Source organism: Shewanella sp. BC20 (assembly GCF_003129585.1).
Lineage (GTDB): Bacteria > Pseudomonadota > Gammaproteobacteria > Enterobacterales > Shewanellaceae > Shewanella > Shewanella seohaensis.
Genome location: NZ_NHRI01000001.1, coordinates 35108 through 52234 on the forward strand (window position 1 = coordinate 35108; position 17127 = coordinate 52234).

Below are 17127 nucleotides of genomic sequence, written 5' to 3' on the forward strand. Positions count from 1 at the left end.
AAAGAATATGCGCGTGACCCGCCTAGACCATTTAGTGTTAACCGTGAAAGATATCGAGGCCAGCGTCGACTTTTATCAACGCGTGTTAGGGATGAAAAAGTCCGTATTTGGCCAGGGCCGAATCGCCTTAAGTTTTGGCGATCAAAAAATCAATCTGCACCAAGCAGGCGCCGAATTTGAACCTAAGGCAAACCTTGCCACGCCCGGCAGTGCCGATCTCTGCTTTGTGGTCAGCCACAATATCGAAGAAGTGATCAACCACTTAAACAGCCTTGAAGTTGAGATTATTGAAGGCCCAGTACTGCGCACCGGCGCCACAGGCCGCATCAACTCAGTCTATATCCGCGACCCCGATTTGAATCTATTAGAACTATCCGAATATCTGCCCGCCTGCGCGCTGTAACCCCAACGCGCTCAAATGTCGGTGTACCTTGGCAGGCAGGATAAAGCGAGCTCTACTTAAGAACCCTACTTAAAGTGCAATTTTACAAACTCGATAAACAACCGCACCCGCATGGGGAGGTGGTCGCGGTCCCGATATAACATGGATAAAGTACGGGCTTTGCTACTCCAGTCAGGTAGAACATGATTCACTTCCCCCTGCGCTATCATAGGTAGCGCAAAATAATCAAAGTGAGAAAATATAGACATATCTGGACGCTCCCTAGATACTGGTTCGCGTCTTCAGCTTTTAGCAAGGTCGATTGAGGCAATGGAACAGTTAAACACCTACCTGAATGTTATGGAGCGTGATGTAGACCTGCTAATACTGGAAGAGCTGCTAGTGTCAGAGTCTTTTACAAATTGGTTTGTATCTGAAGCAACCCGACGACCATCGCCAATTAGGATAATTGGGGCTTGGCATTCTGTGTCTGATGCACTGCTTGGTGAGTCGGATTTGATAGTAAAATTTGAGGCGGAAACGGGGTTAAGCGAAGCCATTCTGATTGAAAACAAGATTGATGCAGCAGCGCAAACTGAGCAAGGCCATCGTTACAAAATGCGGGGTGAAAAAGGCATTACACAGGGTGAGTGGGCTAAGTTCACCACCTGTTTGTTTGCGCCGCAGAGCTACATTGATAGAAATTCCGAACCATATGATGTTGAATTATCTTATGAGCAAGTCGTCACATTTTTTCAAGCTCAAGCCGATGTTCGCAGTCAGTATCGAGCAACCTTTCTAAAAGAAGCTATAAAAAAGAACAGGCGAGGCTACCAATCTGTGGTCTGTCCGAGGATGACGGATTTTGCGACTGCGTACTTGGATTTTGTTGCCCGCAATCACCCCGAGCTTAATCCTGAAGTAGCAAAACCTAGAGCGGCAGGCCACGATTGGATACACTTTTATCCGATCCCCAATCAGAGAAATATTGTCATTGTTCATCAAATTCGCGGGCAGCGAATAAAAGTCATTTATCACGGACAGCTCAACAGATACGACGAAATTGCAGACAAGTTCGCCGATGTTGTTGATTTGTCACTTGCTGTGAAGCCTTCAGGGAAATCGGTAACTGTATCAACAGAAGCGCCATTTATCGACTTAGCGAACAGTACATTTGAACAAGTTAAGGGACAAATCCAATTGACCCTTAATTCGGCACTTGCTATTAAAAACTATCTAATTCAATAAAGTAAAAGGAAAATTTAGATAAGGAATATTTTAATAGCACAGCAGTTAACCTTCTACCATGATTGGCTAAGCATTGAACAAGGAGGTTTGCATGCCGCGCCCTCGCCGCCCCCTGAGAAGTATTGAAGACACACTCGATTACCATTGTTGCAGCCAAGCAATCTCCTAGGGGATTACGTTTTCCTTAACCTATTACCCCGAGTTGGTGGATGGTACAAGCCGAATCATTCGCAGCGATAAACACGGTTCCATCAGTAAAAATAGCGCCAAGTTATAGCTCAAATTAAATAGTCCCCCGACAATTGGTTCAAGCTTACAACAGTGTTGTGTTTGGCAAACTATTTCATGGTCTGGTGGGCACACTAGAAGAACTGACTGATGACTGCGAACATTTCGAAAAGCGACAACGGCATCTCGCGTCGAGTTATTATCATTTTTATTAAAATTAACAGTCACTTACATCACCTCAAAGCAATCCTTACCTAGACTTCCCAAACACTATGGGACGACATAGCTCGACTGAAATACCCCATTTTTGAAGAAATTAGCGCAATTTATTTTCTAAAATGCAGCCCATACGACTGTTGAGGGGTATTATTTAAACTATTTTAATTCTGACACGTTGTAGACAAGCCAACAGTAAATTATGTTGTTGATTTATAATGAGTGGTCGGATTTATTTTCTTAATTTAGCTTTAGGATACATATGAAAAATTTCGAAGAAATGAGTAATTATCTCACTATTCCTTCTTCACCATTCGAGGCAGGTAAAGGTTTAGACTGGGGCTTAGTTACCAATTTTTATGGCAAGTCATTACCAACTGATTACATGATGTTTATAGAGCATTATGGTACGGGTGAAATCGGTGGGTGGTTAACAGTGTTTAACCCATTTTCAAAAAATACTTATATCAATCTACTTCACCAATTCGCACCTATTCTTTCGTCTGTTTCAACCTTAAAAGAAGAGTTTCCAGAAACTTATCCATTTCCACTTTTATTTGAGCCAGGAGGTTTACTTCCATGGGGAATTTCCATTGATGGTGATATTTATTGTTGGTCTACTGCAGGTGTAAGTGGAAAATGGAAAATTGTCGTTTTAGGTAGGCATTCAGAACCTGAGGTATTTGAAGTTTCATTTACTAGCTTTATAAATGGTCTACTTAATGGTTCAATTTCTTGTAAAGCAATTCCGCAAGAATGGGCCGGTGGCGATATTAGGTTTGTGCCGTATACCCCCTAAAAGCCATCACAACTACTCTACCTGACGCCATTCCATGAACAGAGAACTAGACTGTACTTAAAATAAACATCTCAAGCTTTAATAGCGCGCTAGTTTTAAGCTCCTACTATGCTTTATTTAAGCATTAAACAAGGAGGTTTATATGCCGCGCGCTAACCTCCCTCTGATAAGTTTTGAACAGCTCACGTTATATCCGATGGTTAGCCTAGCGATGAGGCTCAAGTGATGACTAGCATTGCGCTGGCGAATCTTCTGTCCAATGACTCAAATAATCATCGGCGTGATAAAGAAACAATGCTTGCTGTTTCATCGTCTGTATAAAACTATGCGAATAGATAACCGCTCAGCACACTATTATCGTTAACTCGCTAATGTCTCCATCCTCGCATGCATTTTTTGTGCTGCCACATTTTGTGCCGCGAGATAATCCAGTTTTAGCTGCTTGATAATGCTAGTGATAAGGACCAGCTCCTGCTGTAACAATGGGATCTTTGACATATCCTGTGTGGGCAAGTTGATGTCCACATTATCAAATAAATTACCAAAATAGCTCGCCATAATAAGCACTGTATTATTTTTAAACTCGATGCTTATTCCTGAACCTCGTGCGGTTTTCCGGAATAATTGCTCCAACTCAACCAATCGTTCCATCACTGCGGGTGACAATAAATATCGCGCATAATGTTGATCGTGTGAATACACTTCAAACATGGCCTCAAAGGTGACACTTTCAAGTTTAACTCTGGGTTGCTTGATGCCTGAAATGGCATTCCCCAGGGAACCATAGTCTTGGCTAACAATGGTGTGAGATTCAAAATGAAAGGGCATAGAGATAATCACCACCCCACCCTTAAATTGAATTTTATCCGACTTGCTTCCACGGGATTTTAAGGTTAACTCGCAAAACTCGAAGCTAACATCTTCTACCTTGCCGCGAATATGGTCTTCAGCTTCTTTCTTGCTAAAACTGGGCATGAGTTCAAAATCAGCCACGGCATCGAGATTGACACAGGAATCGGGGCTATATTGGTAATCCCCTAATTTATCGAGTAAAACAGGTAAAATTTTATTCTTATAATGGCGCTTAAATTGTATTTCAGGCAACTGAACCCACATCAAAATGCCTGCGAGAACAATCAAGCTCAGAATGCTTGGGTCACTATTGGAGGCTAACGACATCAAATCAACAGCCAGCGCAGGCAAGCACAGGAGCCAGCCTAACCGCTTGGCCCATTTCTTCCGAGAAAGTTTCGTTTCAAGTTTTTCAATTCGATAAGCTTCTAGCGGCTCGAGTAGTTGCAACAGTGCCGCTTTCGCCTCTTCTGATATCGGCGGTAATTCGGGTCGAGGGAAATCTGCGGGTAAATTCGCTTCCACTATATGGTTGCGAATACTTTTCAGGGCTTCGAATCCCTGCTTTAAAGAATACAACAATTGGCTCATCTACTTATCCCTGTAATCGCCGATACAGCGCCCATTCCATTGCGCTGTTTCTACTCTCGAGTGTCAGATTAAACAAAGGGTTATTTATTGTAAATAACAAATTTCAAACAACGATTTATATCAAAAACATTGGCGTGTTTTTGATACCACCTCTTATACCTCAGAGGCGTAAACCAAACTTATTGACTGACTTACAGTTCACTTTATCCCCTAAAGAAACACAAAACAAAAACGCTCTGCGGTTAGGCAGAGCGTTTGCGGATAAAACCGTGTGATAAAAGGCGTTTAGTCCTTTAAATCCTTTTCCATATCTTCGTAGGAAGTATGGCGAACGTCTTTACCTTTCACATAGTAAATAATGTATTCGCAGATATTTTTACAACGATCGCCGACACGCTCAACGGCACGGGCTGCCCAGAGTACGTCTAATACATCGGGGATTGAGCGTGGGTCTTCCATCATGTAGGTCATTAATTGACGGATAATGCCTTCGTATTCACGGTCGAGCTTGGCATCTTCTTTGTGAAGTTCCAGCGCCGAATCGGCATCCATACGGGCTAAGGCATCGAGCGTTGCGTGCAGCATACGAATCGCATGGCGGCCCATATTTTCAATGCTGACTAATAACGGTTGCTGATTATTCAAACGCTTATCTAATGCGGCCTTGGCAATACGCACACAGGCGTCACCGATACGCTCAAGATCGGCAATCGATTTTGAAATCGCGATGATCAAACGTAAGTCGCTCGCCGCCGGTTGGCGTTTAGCGATAATGCGGGTGCATTCTTCGTCAATCGAGACTTCCATGCCGTTCACTTTGTGATCGCCGGTGATCACCTTTTGCGCTAATTCAGCATCTAAGGTGCTTAAGGCGTCGATGGCTTGCTCTAACTGACGCTCAACCAAGCCACCCATGGCGAGTACACGGTTACGGATATCATCTAACTCGGCGTTAAATTGCCCAGAGATATGTTTGTTTAAATTCATATTTTCCATTTGGCCAACCTTTTACTCAACTGTATCAACGCCTAGATGGAGTTTGCAATGTTTAACTCTGTTCTAGGCGGTGGCTTATTTCGTTAATCGCTTATCACTCACATCACCACTGCCAAAGGCAAAGTGATTAACCGTAACGGCCGGTAATGTAATCTTCGGTCTTACGTTTTTTCGGTGTGGTGAAAATGGTGTTGGTATCGGCGTATTCCACCAATTCGCCCATATACATAAAGGCTGTTTGGTCCGACACCCGCGCCGCCTGTTGCATGTTGTGGGTCACGATAACCACTGTGTACTTAGTCTTAAGCTCGGTGATCAGCTCTTCGATGGTTAAGGTTGAAATCGGGTCGAGGGCCGAAGTCGGTTCGTCGAGCAGTAATACTTCTGGCTCGATGGCAATCGCACGGGCAATGACCAGACGTTGCTGCTGACCACCGGATAAGCCAAAGGCGTTATCGTGCAGACGGTCTTTCACTTCATCCCAAATCGCTGCACCCCGTAGCGAACGCTCGGCCGCTTCGTCGAGTTCTCGGCGGTTGTTAATGCCCTGCAGACGCAGACCATAAACCACGTTTTCGTAAATCGACTTAGGGAATGGGTTAGGACGCTGGAACACCATACCTACGTTGCGGCGCAGGGCGGCAACGTCGATTTTTTTGTCATAAATATTTTGACCGTGCAGCAAAATCTCGCCGTCGATATGGCAGTTGTCTACCAGATCGTTCATGCGGTTAATGCAGCGCAATAAGGTGGATTTACCGCAGCCGCTGGGGCCGATAAACGCCGTAACTTGCTTCTTTGGGATCTTCATCGACACATTAAACAGCGCTTGCTTGTCGCCATAGCGCAGGTCTAAGTTGCGGATCTCCAGTGCGGTATCGTTCTGGCTCAAGTTTGCTAAGTCAAAGTTGTTGGTTTTCATGGCTGTCGAATCTATAGAAATCATATTCAGTCCTAATACTTTCAGGATAATCGCTGATTAATGCTCAAGCGAACGATATTTTTCACGTAAGTGGTTACGCACACTAATCGCGGTTAAGTTCAGTGCCACAATCACTGTTACCAGCAAGAAGGAGGTGGCGTATACCAGAGGACGTGCCGCTTCAACGTTAGGACTCTGGAAGCCCACATCGTAAATATGGAACCCTAAGTGCATGAATTTACGCTCTAAATGCACAAACGGGAAGTTTAAGTCCAGTGGCAATGTCGGTGCTAATTTCACTACACCCACCAGCATTAACGGTGCTACCTCACCCGCAGCGCGGGCCACGGCTAAAATCAGACCCGTCATAATCGCAGGGCTTGCCATCGGGATTACAATCCGCCACAGGGTTTCGGCCTTAGTCGCGCCCAGTGCCAAACTACCTTGACGCACCGCGCTAGGAATACGGCTTAAGCCTTCTTCTGTCGATACAATCACCACTGGCAGGGTCAGAATCGCTAATGTCAGCGCCGACCAAATCACCCCTGGCGAACCAAAGGTCGGTGATGGTAAGGCTTCGGCGTAAAACAGTTGGTCAATCGAGCCACCCATCATGTATACGAAGAACCCTAAACCAAATACCCCGTACACAATCGATGGCACACCCGCTAAGTTGATTACCGCAATGCGGATCATCTTAGTGATTGGGCCTTTTTTGGCATATTCGTGTAGGTAGATTGCGGCAATCACCCCGAATGGCGTCACGATAATCGCCATTAACAGCACCATAAACACGGTACCGAAAATCGCAGGGAACACGCCGCCCTCGGTGTTGGCTTCGCGTGGGTCGTCGCTGACAAAGCGGCCAAGCCCGACAAACCATTTGCCGATTTTACCCATCAAGCCTAAGTGGTTGACGTAGGTGACATCGAGAACCGAATCCAGCTTAAGTTCAACCTCAACACCACGCATATCGCGCACGATAACAGAGTCGCGAGCCGCTTCATCACGCAGGGCAAACAGCTCTTTTTCAAGCACATGGTATTCTTTTTGGAGCGCTTCCTTCGCGGCCGCTAACTCCAGCTTACGGCTATCGGTCAGCTCACCATCTAACTCGTAACGGCGCTCTTTTAAACGCAGTTTCTCGATGTTGTAGTTAATCGCACCAATATCTTGTTTTTGCAGTGATAACGCTTTGTCAGACAGGGCAACGGCACGGTCGATATGCTCCATTAAAGAGGATTCAAGCGCATCGTTTTTCAGCTCTAAGCGTTTACCGTTTTCAATTACGGCCACAGGGTAGCCATAAAAGTTACCGTTTTTAGCACGCTCGAGCATGGCCACATCGGCAGGCTCGCTACGGCTGATAATGTCTGTTGCTAAAATCCAGCGGAAATCTAAGCCCACAAACTCACGGTTACCGGTTTTCACTAAGTAACGCGTCACAAACTCACCGGGTGGCTGTTTAAACACATGGCCCGCAGCGGTTAAGCGTTCGGTTGGCACTTCTTCCCTATCGTAAATCTCACCGATTAAGGTTGAACGTGCGCCTGTGTTATCTTCGAGTTCCCATTGATAAATCGTTGCAGGCCAAAAGTAACTTAATCCGCGCCATGCAATGAGCAGTAACAGGCCTAATACTGCAATCAAACTGATGCTCACCGCGCCACCTGTCATCCAAATCCATGGCGAGCCTGATTTTACCCACTTACCCATTGCACAAACCTCTCAAGGTCATTGGCGAAATAGTATTTAGTATCATTATCTTATCTCCATTACAGCGAGCTATAGCGGTCACGCAGACGCTGTCTTACCACTTCGGCAATCGTGTTAAAGAAGAAGGTAAATACGAACAGAACGAAGGCCGCGAGGAACAGCACACGGTAGTGCGAGCTGCCAATCGCCGACTCTGGCATTTCCACCGCGATGTTAGCCGCCAGCGTACGCATACCTTCAAACACGCTCCATTCCATGATGGCGGTGTTACCCGTTGCCATCAGTACGATCATGGTTTCACCCACAGCGCGGCCAAGACCCATCATGACCGCAGAGAAAATCCCTGGGCTTGCGGTCAACAGCACAACACGTGTCAGGGTTTGCCAAGGCGTCGCGCCCAGCGCCAAACTGCCGTTGGATAAATGGCGTGGCACAGAGAAAATCGCGTCTTCGGCAATAGAGAAAATCGTTGGAATAACCGCAAAGCCCATGGCGATACCCACTACCAGCGCGTTACGTTGGTCGAAGGTGATGCCTAATTCGTTAGTGATAAATTGACGAGTGTTACCATCGAACAGCGCCACTTCGATCATCGGGCTAATGGCAAAGGAGAACCAACCCACAAAGCAGATAACCGGAATAAGCATCAGCTCTTGATAGACTTCAGGCAGACGTTGTTTCCAAGTGCCGGGTAATTTGCTCCAAGAGTACGCCGACACCAGAATCGCCGTCGGCAGCAGGATCAGCAGAATTAAGATGCCCGGCAAGTGCTCTTCAATCAGCGGTGCTAACCAAAGTCCGGCGAGGAAACCTAAGATAACCGTCGGTAAGGCTTCCATGATTTCAATCGTTGGCTTAACAATGCCGCGCACCTTTGGCGACATAAAGTAAGCAGTATAGATGGCGCCCGCAATCGCTAATGGCACGGCAAACAGCATGGCGTAGAACGCCGCCTTCATGGTGCCGTAGGCCAATGGCATTAAGCTGAGTTTGGCTTCAAAGTCATCGCTACCCGAGGTGGATTGCCACACAAACTTAGGCTCTGGGTAACCTTCGTACCACACCTTATTCCACAGCGCGCTCCAAGACACTTCTGGGTGCGAGTTTTCCACGTGGAAGATATTCAGTTGTTTGTTCGCTTCAACCACTAGGCCGTTAGAACGTGGGCTAAAGCCCATCACGCCTGGGTTTTTAAGGTCAAACTTTTCATCAAACAGTTCGCGCTCACTGGTGGTGTACAGGAGTGATAACTCACCCTCTGGGCTCACCACGGCAAAGCTTTTACGGTAGAACTCAGAGGCAATCGAGGCCACTGGCGCTAAGTCGGTAAACTCACGGATCTCTTTGTATAAACGGCCTTTTGGACCATTCACTTGGAAGTACTGGGTCACCACACCTGAGTCATAGCTCACCAGAATCGAGCTGGCACCGGCGAGTAAGGCAATATTGTTAACCTTAGACTTTTCCTTTTCCGCATCAATCACCTGCATTAAATCCAGGCTCTCAACATCACGGATATTGTAGATAAACACCTTGTTGCCCATTTGCAGCATCAATTGGCGTTGGTCTGGCGTCATCAACTGGTGTGCAACTTTTTTAGGTGCATCGGGCAGTAGTGCGCCCGTGGTCGTCCATTCCACCTCTTCGGTCATCATGTTTTCTTGACCTTCGAGACGGCTTAAACGCCAAGCACCATTGTCATCTTGATAGGCGAAGCTGATTTTATCGTTGCTGTAACTAAAGGCTAAATGATGGATAGCGCTGCCCGATTCATCGATAGTGATCGGCGCTTCACCCGCGCTGTAACGCAGTTTTGGGGTAATAAGGCGCTTGTTGTTAGGGTAACTTAAGCCAAACTCAATCCCTACGATTAAGGCTTGACCGTTACTTAAACCCAGTGCGAAGCGTTGCTCACTCGGCGCGGCAATCGCGGCGCTGGTTACGCTCACACCCGCAGGTAATGGCGGTGTAAAACTGGAGAGTAAACTGCCATCGGCAACAGTGTAGAAATCCACTTGGCCATCGGCGGCCACGCGATACATAACCTCATTTTGCTCGTCGGCACCGACCATCAGGGTCGCGACTTCAGCATGTTGATAACTCACGCTTTTAACGGGAGTCACATCCGCGCTGTCGAAAATGGGTTTAATCACGTACAGCAAATAGAAGAAGATCAACAATAAGGCGACAAACACCATAGTGCCGCCAATCGTGACCCCAATTTGAGCCGCTTTATCCTTAAATGCCCTGCGACTTGAACGTCCGCCTTTCAGCATACTTTGCGGCGCAGAACCAGGTTGAATGACCTGACTTTCCATTAAGAACCTCTATTATTAAAGCCTGTGAGTTTTTTCGCTAGGAATTGCGAAATGCTATGCTTACACTGTTTGAGCATAAACTGAGCAATAACAACACCCTTCATTCTAAGTGCGTTGAATTATATGACGCAAAGATGACAGTTGTGTTACACCCGATTTTAAAACAGGTGCCTTTTACAAAAAATAGGAGTCAGTCGCCATGCTACGATATTTAATCACGCTTCAAGCACCTGATAGAAAAGGATTAGTCGAGCAAATCGCCCACGCCGTGAGTCGCCATGGCGGCAACTGGTTAGACTCAGAGTTGCGCCATATCGACGGAATCTTTGCCGCCATATTGTTACTCGAGGTGCCTTCCCTGAAAATGGACGAGCTGATTGAAGCCTTGGAATGTATCGACGGCCTCACCCTCACCTATTCAAAAACCTCGGTCGCCCTCAAACCCGTTAAGCGGCTCACCTACAGCCTAGTGTCCTACGACAGACCCGGATTAGTGCTGGATATTTCCAATCGCATCACCGCCCTTGGTATCAATATCGAACAGTTTAGCAGCCAGTTTGAGACCGCAGGCCATACCGGCATCGCCCTGTTTCGCGCCACCATTGGCTTAGGTTTAACTGACCTCGCCCAAGAGGAACAGCTAGTGCAGTCCCTCTACTCCCTCGGTGATGACTTAGTGCTGGATAAACTCAGCCGTTAACCCTCAACACCTTCAACAAAAAACGCCGCAGGCACTCCCAGCGGCGTTTTTTATGGCGAGTTAACTGACTTTCTGGTGCCGAGACTTAATTAAATAGCGCAGCGGCACTTGGGAAATCAACATCCCCAGCAGCATCAAGCCGCACCCAAACAAGGCGCGCAGTCCTAAGCTTTCACCAAGGAACAGAATACCGCCGATGGCCGCAAACACGGTTTCTAAACTCAAAATAATCGCCGCGTGCGCAGGATGAGCATGCTTTTGCGCCAGCACCTGCAAAGTGTAGGCAATACCCACTGAAATCAGCCCCGCGTAGGCCAGTGAGCCCCAAGCAGCAATCACCTTATCGACAGTCGTGACCTCTATGGCCGCCGACACCAGTAGGCTTAACACGCCGCACACCAAAAATTGCATCATGGCGAGTAACACGGGCGAAATCCGCTTGGCAAAATGATCCACCGCCAAAATATGCATCGCCCAAAACAGTGCGCCAATCAATTGCAGCGTATCGCCATAACCGAGGTGAAAGCCGTCTTTAATGCTTAAAAAATACAGCCCCACCACGGCGATACCACAGCCCACCCAGGTATTGGCGCCGGTAGCATGTTTCAGGGCTAAGCCCAATATCGGCACTAACACGATATAAAGCCCAGTGATAAAGCCCGCGTTAGCGGCCGTGGTATAAAGCAATCCCACCTGTTGTAGCGATGCGCCAGCAAATAACAGTCCGCCCACCGCAACACAACCAATGGCAAAGTCTTTGGGCGTACCGAGATGAATTTTACCCTGCCGAGCCAAGTACCACACCAGAGGAACGAGTGACACAGTGCCAATTAAGAAACGTAGCCCGTTGAATGCAAAGGGCGATAAATGCTCCATCCCTAAGGTTTGGGCAACAAAGCCAAAGCCCCAAATTGCGGCGGCGAGCAGGAGTAAAAAATTGGCTGGCAAGATACAGTCTCTATGATTAAAAAGGATGACAAGATTACCCAGATGCCGGGCGCTTGTCCAAATATGTTGCGATACTGTTAGCTTTTACACCGTGCCCTACTGGCGATTCTTGCGTTGTAGACTGTTGGCCTGACTCAAGATTTCATTTAAAAACACTGAGTCGGATTGCTTTGCCAACTGCACCGCTTTGTTTGAAGCATCAATCGCCAGAGCGGTTTGACCATCAAGATCGTAGGCGGTTGCTAAGCTATCCCAAAGCACCTCAGACATGGGAAACACCTTTGTCCCCTCCTGTAAAATCTCCACGCCCCACGCCGTTTTTTGCTCATAGCTGGCCTTGAGGCCATAGACATTGTACTGCTGCGCAGAAAGCGGAAACTCATAGCCAAAGACCGCCGTTTGCTGGTGATAGAACTGCTTTAACGCCTTTAGCGGCATCACCGCGACTTCGGGCACCGCATTCCAATTCACAAACAGCGTCTTTAATGCCTCAACATTGCCGATAAGCGGGGTGCTATCATGGGTTTCTTCGGGGAATCGTTTATCAAACCATCGCAACATTTGGGCTGAAGGAGGCTTCACTGACGGGCTGTTACCCAAGGTATTTTGCAATTGGGTGATTTGGGCAGCAAAGGCGCTGGCCATCTCGTTGGGTTCACTGGCGATACTCAAAAACCAGCGCATGGGGTCAAGCTCTCAATCGAGAATTCCTATCTAAACTCGGCGGGATAATCTTGTATACTGCACACCACGCAATGACGAATGCATAAGTGCGCTGGATGCCTTACCAAACCCAGTGACACCATAAAAAACTAGGAACACCTATGTTAGGAACGCTAAAAAAGCTGCGCGCACACTTAGATGAGGCGCAACAAGTACAGTATCAACTGGTTGTTGGCGACGAGTTGCTGCCACTGAATCCCTTAATTGGCAAGCCGCTGACCCTGACCCACACGGGTAACATCTTCTGCTGTAACTGCGGCAAAAAGACCAAAAAGAGCTATTCGCAAGGCCATTGCTTTGTGTGTATGCAAAAGCTCGCCAGTTGCGATATGTGCATTATGAAGCCCGAAACCTGTCACTTTGACCAAGGTACTTGCCGCGAGCCAGAGTGGGCACAAAGCCATTGTTTTGTGCCGCATTATGTTTATCTATCCAATACTTCAGGTATCAAAGTCGGTATCACTCGCCACACGCAATTGCCTACTCGCTGGATAGATCAAGGCGCGACTCAAGGTTTACCGATTTTTAAAGTGTCGACACGACAACTCTCGGGTCTAGTGGAAGTGGAGTTAGCCAAACTCATCAACGATAAAACCCACTGGCAAACCATGCTTAAGGGCCACGCCGACGATATCGATTTAAATGCTAAGGCGGCGGAACTGATCCCGCAAATTGAGGCTAAGTTGCACGAAATCGGCATGCAAAAAGGCGATTACAGTATAGAACGTTTAGATGAAACGATTCAGTCGATTCACTATCCCATCGACACCTTTCCGAAGAAGATCACTTCCCACAACTTCGATAAAAATGAGGTGGTAAGCGGGATTTTACAGGGGATTAAAGGTCAGTATCTGATCTTCGATACCGGCGTGATTAACATTCGTAAATTCACGGCCTATGAAGTGAGTGTAGGGTTAACTGACTAAGATCAGGTAAAACTCTCGTTGATTGAGTGTGTTGAGCGCCGCTATGGTAGTCAGCACACTTATTGCTCTTATTGCAAAACCGTGAGATGAGCCAAGTGAAGCGGCTAGATAGCTTCACTTGGCATAGAAGCGTTGTGCAAAGCTTAAGCCCCACGCAACGCTCACCATTCTTGGATAAGCCTGATGTAGATGAGATTGAAGCAATCGAACTGAGGCTTTGCCCTAACCCACTTGCGCTGCCATATGAACAAGTTCCCAGATATGTCCGTCGGGATCTTCAAACGCGTGGCCATACATAAATCCTTGATCCTGCGCTTGACGATAGGCTTTGCCGCCATGCTGCTCGGCAAGCTTGACCAAGTGATCGACACGCTCCCGACTGTCGCAGTCTAGGCAATTGAGCACTTCTGTCGTGGTGCGGGCATCGGCAATCGCCTTATCGGTAAAACCAGCGAAAAAAGGCTTCGCCAGCAGCATTACATAAATATTGTCGGCAATCACCACGCAAGCAGCCTGCTCATTGCTGTATTGCTCATTGATACCAAATCCTAGGCCAGCGTAAAAAACCCGTGATTGTTGAACACTTTCAACCGCTAAATTAACAAAGATACTTTGTGCCATCATAATCTCCCTTTATAAATCCTCTGCGGACGTCACATCCTGTCCTGTAAAAATACCTGTAACTGTAAATAGCTCAGAGAACAGTCTAGCCAATCATTGCGGCATCCTAAACCTATATTCCCACAAGAGCATAAGGCGAGTATCTTACTCGCCTTATGGGGATACCTTATGACAATGTTCTTAAGTTTTCAGCTTCAGTCTTAAGCCTGTCAGTTTATAACCTTCTCCTTATAGCTATATGTTTATAACTATCTGTTTATAAGAGTCAGTTTGCAACCGAGCTGGGATAACCGCACTATTGCACCGCATGGGTGACGGGCAGCGATAACAGCATTTCATCGATTAAACCATCGAAGCGGGCCTTAACTTCGTCCATATCTTTAATGTTGGCAAAGCCTTGGGCAAGGACTCGCCAGACCATTTCTGTGGGTTGGCCTGCGACTCCCGTCGGCTTAAAAAAGCTAATCAGCACAGAGCCTTTATCGTACTTTTTAGGATCAACACCTTGGTTTGACAACCCTGGCACTAGGCCTGCAGCGGCGAGTATCTGCTCGTCCGACATTTGTGTGCCCATGGCAACGCCAAACCCCACTTGAAAGTCAGCAAGCTGCGGATCTTCGACCCAGCGATACCCTTTTGTCAGCAGCACTTTTTTCAGCGTATCTTGCATATGCTGCTGCACTTGCTGTTTATCGAGTCGACTGTCAACAAAGATCTTCTGTAGGGTGGGATGCCAGGTATAGGTCATGGCACTCGGCGGTAATAGGCTCAAATCCCCCGAAGTCACAATCGTGGTTCGCAGCGCCTGCGAATCATCCACACTCACACAGGCCGTCAGCGCGGCCAAACTGATGGTTAATAGCGTCAAGAAACGCCCAATGGTTTGTGATAAATACATGCTCTTTCCTTTATTGCGATTTTTACAGCTTAAGGATAGTTGCTATTTCTCAGACTGAAAGTCGATATGCATCATAGTGTTAAATCATGGTCATCGACAAGGATTGCGGCAAAATAGCAGCAAGGCACTCAACTCCGGCCCATGCGTTATGATTTGTTACTTTATAAAGCCCACAGGGCGTATAGGCGCGGCCCAATTTACCCGCTAGAATGCCTCGCCTAGCGTCCGTACCGACTCGTGCCACTAGGCGACAAATTCAGTCACAATCACAATGCCAAAAACGACAACAAAAGGTGTGAAATAGATCTATGGAGTTAATACTCGCTATCGCGTTGTTTGCCTTCTCATCGGGGATCACCCCAGGGCCTAACAACATTATGCTGATGACCTCGGGGGTCAACTTTGGCGTTAAACGTAGTATTCCGCATCTGATGGGGATTAGCCTTGGATTTCCTACTATGATCCTCGCCATCGGCCTAGGCTTAAGCGCCCTATTTCAAGCCTATCCGATTATCCACCAAGTGATTAAAGTGATTGGGATTGTGTATCTCCTGTACCTATCGTGGCTAATTGCCAACAGCAGTAGCAAGATGGAGGGCAAGAGCATCGCTAAACCCTTTAGCTTTCTGCAAGCCGCAGCATTTCAATGGGTTAACCCCAAAGGCTGGATTATGGCCGTGGGCGCGATTGCCACTTTTACCTCGGTGCAACAGGATCTCACACCGCAAGTAGTTACTATCGCCACAGTGTTTTTATGTGTGGCCTTTCCCTGCGCCGTGGTCTGGCTTGGGTTTGGTGTGGCGCTTAAACGTATTTTGAAAAACGAGCGCCAGCAGAAGATCTTTAATATCACTATGGCCATCTTGCTTGTGGCGTCTATCATCCCTATGATCGCCCCCTAATTTTGGCCGTAAGAGTTAAGCACTAGCATGAATGAGATAGATCTGATCATTGAACAAACCGATAACTGGGTGAAAAAAGTGATCATGAAATACAATATTTGCCCCTTCGCCAGACGTGAGGTCGAGCGCGGCAGTATTCGCTATCTCGTTGTTGAACAAACCAAAGTCAAGCTAGTGCTTAAGGCCTTGATTGAAGAATGCCAATATCTAGATGCCCATCCCGAAGCCGAAACCACGCTGTTTATTCTGCCGCGGGGTTTTGAGGGCTTTTACACTTACCTCGATCTCGTCGATATGGCGAACGACGCCTTATTCGACAACGACTATGAAGGCGTGTATCAACTCGCGCATTTTCATCCCGACTATTGCTTCGAGGATGAACCACAGGATTCTGCGGCCAATTTTACCAACCGCGCCCCCTACCCAACCCTGCATATAATTCGCGAGGCCAGTATGGAGTTAGCCCTTGCTAACTACAACGACCCCGAATCGATTCCCGAGCGCAATATTCAATTTTGTGAGCGTAAAGGCAGCGAATTTTTTATTAAATTACTCGCAGAGTGCATGGGGAAATAGTCTCATCGCGGCGAAAGAACATGCGCCGCATCGCAATCTGCTCATTGCTTACAACAAAGGAATGTAATCACGATGGACTTGCTCATCCCACCAGCATTAAAGCCATGGTTAGGTTCTGGTATTCCTGAATCACGCCAACTGGATATAGGCTTCGCTCTATTCGAATTTCCAAGATTTGAAGACTTAATCGATTTTCAAATGGGTTATCGCTGGCACGGTATCACTCAAATGCGGGAACCTGCTTGGGATGATAATTGGTTAGTACTGGCAAGCTCCCATGGCGATCCCTTAATTTATCATTTAAAGAATGGGTGCATTCTTTTCGCTCGCCATGGAATGGGCCGTTGGGCGCCCCGCCTTCTTTTTACAGATTTAGCCCAAATGTCTCTCTGCTTTAATGCCTTAGCAACACTCATCACCCACGCAGGCGATGCCCTTTTTGATGATGACTACAATATCCAACCAAATTATGTTGAGTTAATTAAATCGGAAATTGTTCATCATGTGGGCCTCGAACAAGGGAAGCAGATCATCGAGCAATTGGAGATCAGAGCCTACGCTTAAA

16 protein-coding genes and 2 pseudogenes are annotated in these 17127 nt (G+C 47.1%); 9 read left to right on the top strand and 9 right to left on the bottom strand.

Annotation, left to right across the window (positions count from 1 at the left end; genetic code table 11):
- Positions 1 to 7: 7 nt before the first annotated feature.
- The 4 genes and pseudogenes from CBX96_RS00160 to CBX96_RS00180 all read left to right on the top strand — a co-directional run bounded on the left by CBX96_RS00160 (position 8) and on the right by CBX96_RS00180 (position 2873).
- A complete protein-coding gene (locus CBX96_RS00160) occupies positions 8 to 403 on the top strand; it encodes a VOC family protein (protein ID WP_109285300.1) in 396 nt (131 codons plus the stop codon).
- A gap of 309 nt (positions 404 to 712) precedes the next feature.
- The gene (locus tag CBX96_RS00170) at positions 713 to 1630 is read left to right on the top strand and encodes a PD-(D/E)XK nuclease superfamily protein (protein ID WP_109285301.1); all 918 of its coding nucleotides are present in this window, start codon (positions 713 to 715) and stop codon (positions 1628 to 1630) included.
- A gap of 169 nt (positions 1631 to 1799) precedes the next feature.
- A pseudogene (locus tag CBX96_RS21610) lies at positions 1800 to 2073 on the top strand (transposase); the annotation flags it as partial.
- A 263-nt stretch (positions 2074 to 2336) separates the two neighbouring features.
- Entirely contained in the window at positions 2337 to 2873 is a 537-nt protein-coding gene (locus tag CBX96_RS00180; RefSeq protein ID WP_109285302.1) for an SMI1/KNR4 family protein, read from the top strand.
- A 360-nt stretch (positions 2874 to 3233) separates the two neighbouring features.
- Here CBX96_RS00180 and CBX96_RS00185 read toward each other — a convergent pair whose 3' ends face one another.
- The 5 genes from CBX96_RS00185 to CBX96_RS00205 form a co-directional block, all read right to left on the bottom strand.
- A complete protein-coding gene (locus CBX96_RS00185) occupies positions 3234 to 4316 on the bottom strand; it encodes a DUF3137 domain-containing protein (protein WP_109285303.1) in 1083 nt (360 codons plus the stop codon).
- Between the two features lie 285 nt (positions 4317 to 4601).
- Positions 4602 to 5312, bottom strand: a complete 711-nt coding sequence (gene phoU / locus CBX96_RS00190) for a phosphate signaling complex protein PhoU (protein WP_011623309.1) — start codon at positions 5310 to 5312, stop codon at positions 4602 to 4604.
- Between the two features lie 127 nt (positions 5313 to 5439).
- A complete protein-coding gene (gene pstB / locus CBX96_RS00195) occupies positions 5440 to 6258 on the bottom strand; it encodes a phosphate ABC transporter ATP-binding protein PstB (protein WP_011623310.1) in 819 nt (272 codons plus the stop codon).
- 33 nt (positions 6259 to 6291) lie between these two features.
- Entirely contained in the window at positions 6292 to 7950 is a 1659-nt protein-coding gene (gene pstA / locus CBX96_RS00200) for a phosphate ABC transporter permease PstA (protein WP_011623311.1), read from the bottom strand.
- Between the two features lie 59 nt (positions 7951 to 8009).
- The gene (locus CBX96_RS00205) at positions 8010 to 10268 is read right to left on the bottom strand and encodes an ABC transporter permease subunit (protein ID WP_011623312.1); all 2259 of its coding nucleotides are present in this window, start codon (positions 10266 to 10268) and stop codon (positions 8010 to 8012) included.
- A 199-nt stretch (positions 10269 to 10467) separates the two neighbouring features.
- On the opposite strand from CBX96_RS00205, the gene CBX96_RS00210 reads away from it, so the two are divergent.
- Complete coding sequence (locus CBX96_RS00210) at positions 10468 to 10968, top strand: glycine cleavage system protein R (protein ID WP_011623313.1); 501 nt, start codon at positions 10468 to 10470, stop codon at positions 10966 to 10968.
- A 60-nt stretch (positions 10969 to 11028) separates the two neighbouring features.
- Here CBX96_RS00210 and CBX96_RS00215 read toward each other — a convergent pair whose 3' ends face one another.
- Positions 11029 to 11916, bottom strand: a complete 888-nt coding sequence (locus CBX96_RS00215) for a DMT family transporter (protein ID WP_041408810.1) — start codon at positions 11914 to 11916, stop codon at positions 11029 to 11031.
- Between the two features lie 96 nt (positions 11917 to 12012).
- A pseudogene (locus CBX96_RS00220) lies at positions 12013 to 12603 on the bottom strand (alpha/beta hydrolase); the annotation flags it as partial.
- A gap of 137 nt (positions 12604 to 12740) precedes the next feature.
- On the opposite strand from CBX96_RS00220, the gene CBX96_RS00225 reads away from it, so the two are divergent.
- Positions 12741 to 13565: a DUF2797 domain-containing protein gene (locus CBX96_RS00225; protein WP_109285304.1), complete on the top strand. Its 825-nt coding sequence runs from the start codon at positions 12741 to 12743 to the stop codon at positions 13563 to 13565.
- 222 nt (positions 13566 to 13787) lie between these two features.
- On the opposite strand, the gene CBX96_RS00230 is transcribed toward CBX96_RS00225, so the two are convergent.
- Both CBX96_RS00230 and CBX96_RS00235 read right to left on the bottom strand, forming a co-directional pair.
- Positions 13788 to 14186: a VOC family protein gene (locus tag CBX96_RS00230; protein ID WP_109285305.1), complete on the bottom strand. Its 399-nt coding sequence runs from the start codon at positions 14184 to 14186 to the stop codon at positions 13788 to 13790.
- A 295-nt stretch (positions 14187 to 14481) separates the two neighbouring features.
- Positions 14482 to 15084, bottom strand: coding sequence for a DUF4136 domain-containing protein (locus tag CBX96_RS00235; protein WP_109285306.1), 603 nt, complete (start codon positions 15082 to 15084; stop codon positions 14482 to 14484).
- A gap of 308 nt (positions 15085 to 15392) precedes the next feature.
- Between CBX96_RS00235 and CBX96_RS00240 the strand changes: the two genes are divergently transcribed.
- The 3 genes from CBX96_RS00240 to CBX96_RS00250 all read left to right on the top strand — a co-directional run bounded on the left by CBX96_RS00240 (position 15393) and on the right by CBX96_RS00250 (position 17126).
- Complete coding sequence (locus CBX96_RS00240) at positions 15393 to 15986, top strand: LysE family translocator (protein WP_011623319.1); 594 nt, start codon at positions 15393 to 15395, stop codon at positions 15984 to 15986.
- A gap of 27 nt (positions 15987 to 16013) precedes the next feature.
- Positions 16014 to 16562 carry a DUF1415 domain-containing protein gene (locus tag CBX96_RS00245; RefSeq protein WP_011623320.1) on the top strand — a complete coding sequence of 183 codons (549 nt, stop codon included), beginning with the start codon at positions 16014 to 16016 and terminating at the stop codon, positions 16560 to 16562.
- A gap of 72 nt (positions 16563 to 16634) precedes the next feature.
- On the top strand, positions 16635 to 17126 hold the full coding sequence (locus CBX96_RS00250; protein ID WP_109285307.1) for a hypothetical protein: 492 nt from the start codon (positions 16635 to 16637) through the stop codon (positions 17124 to 17126).
- Position 17127 lies beyond the last annotated feature (1 nt).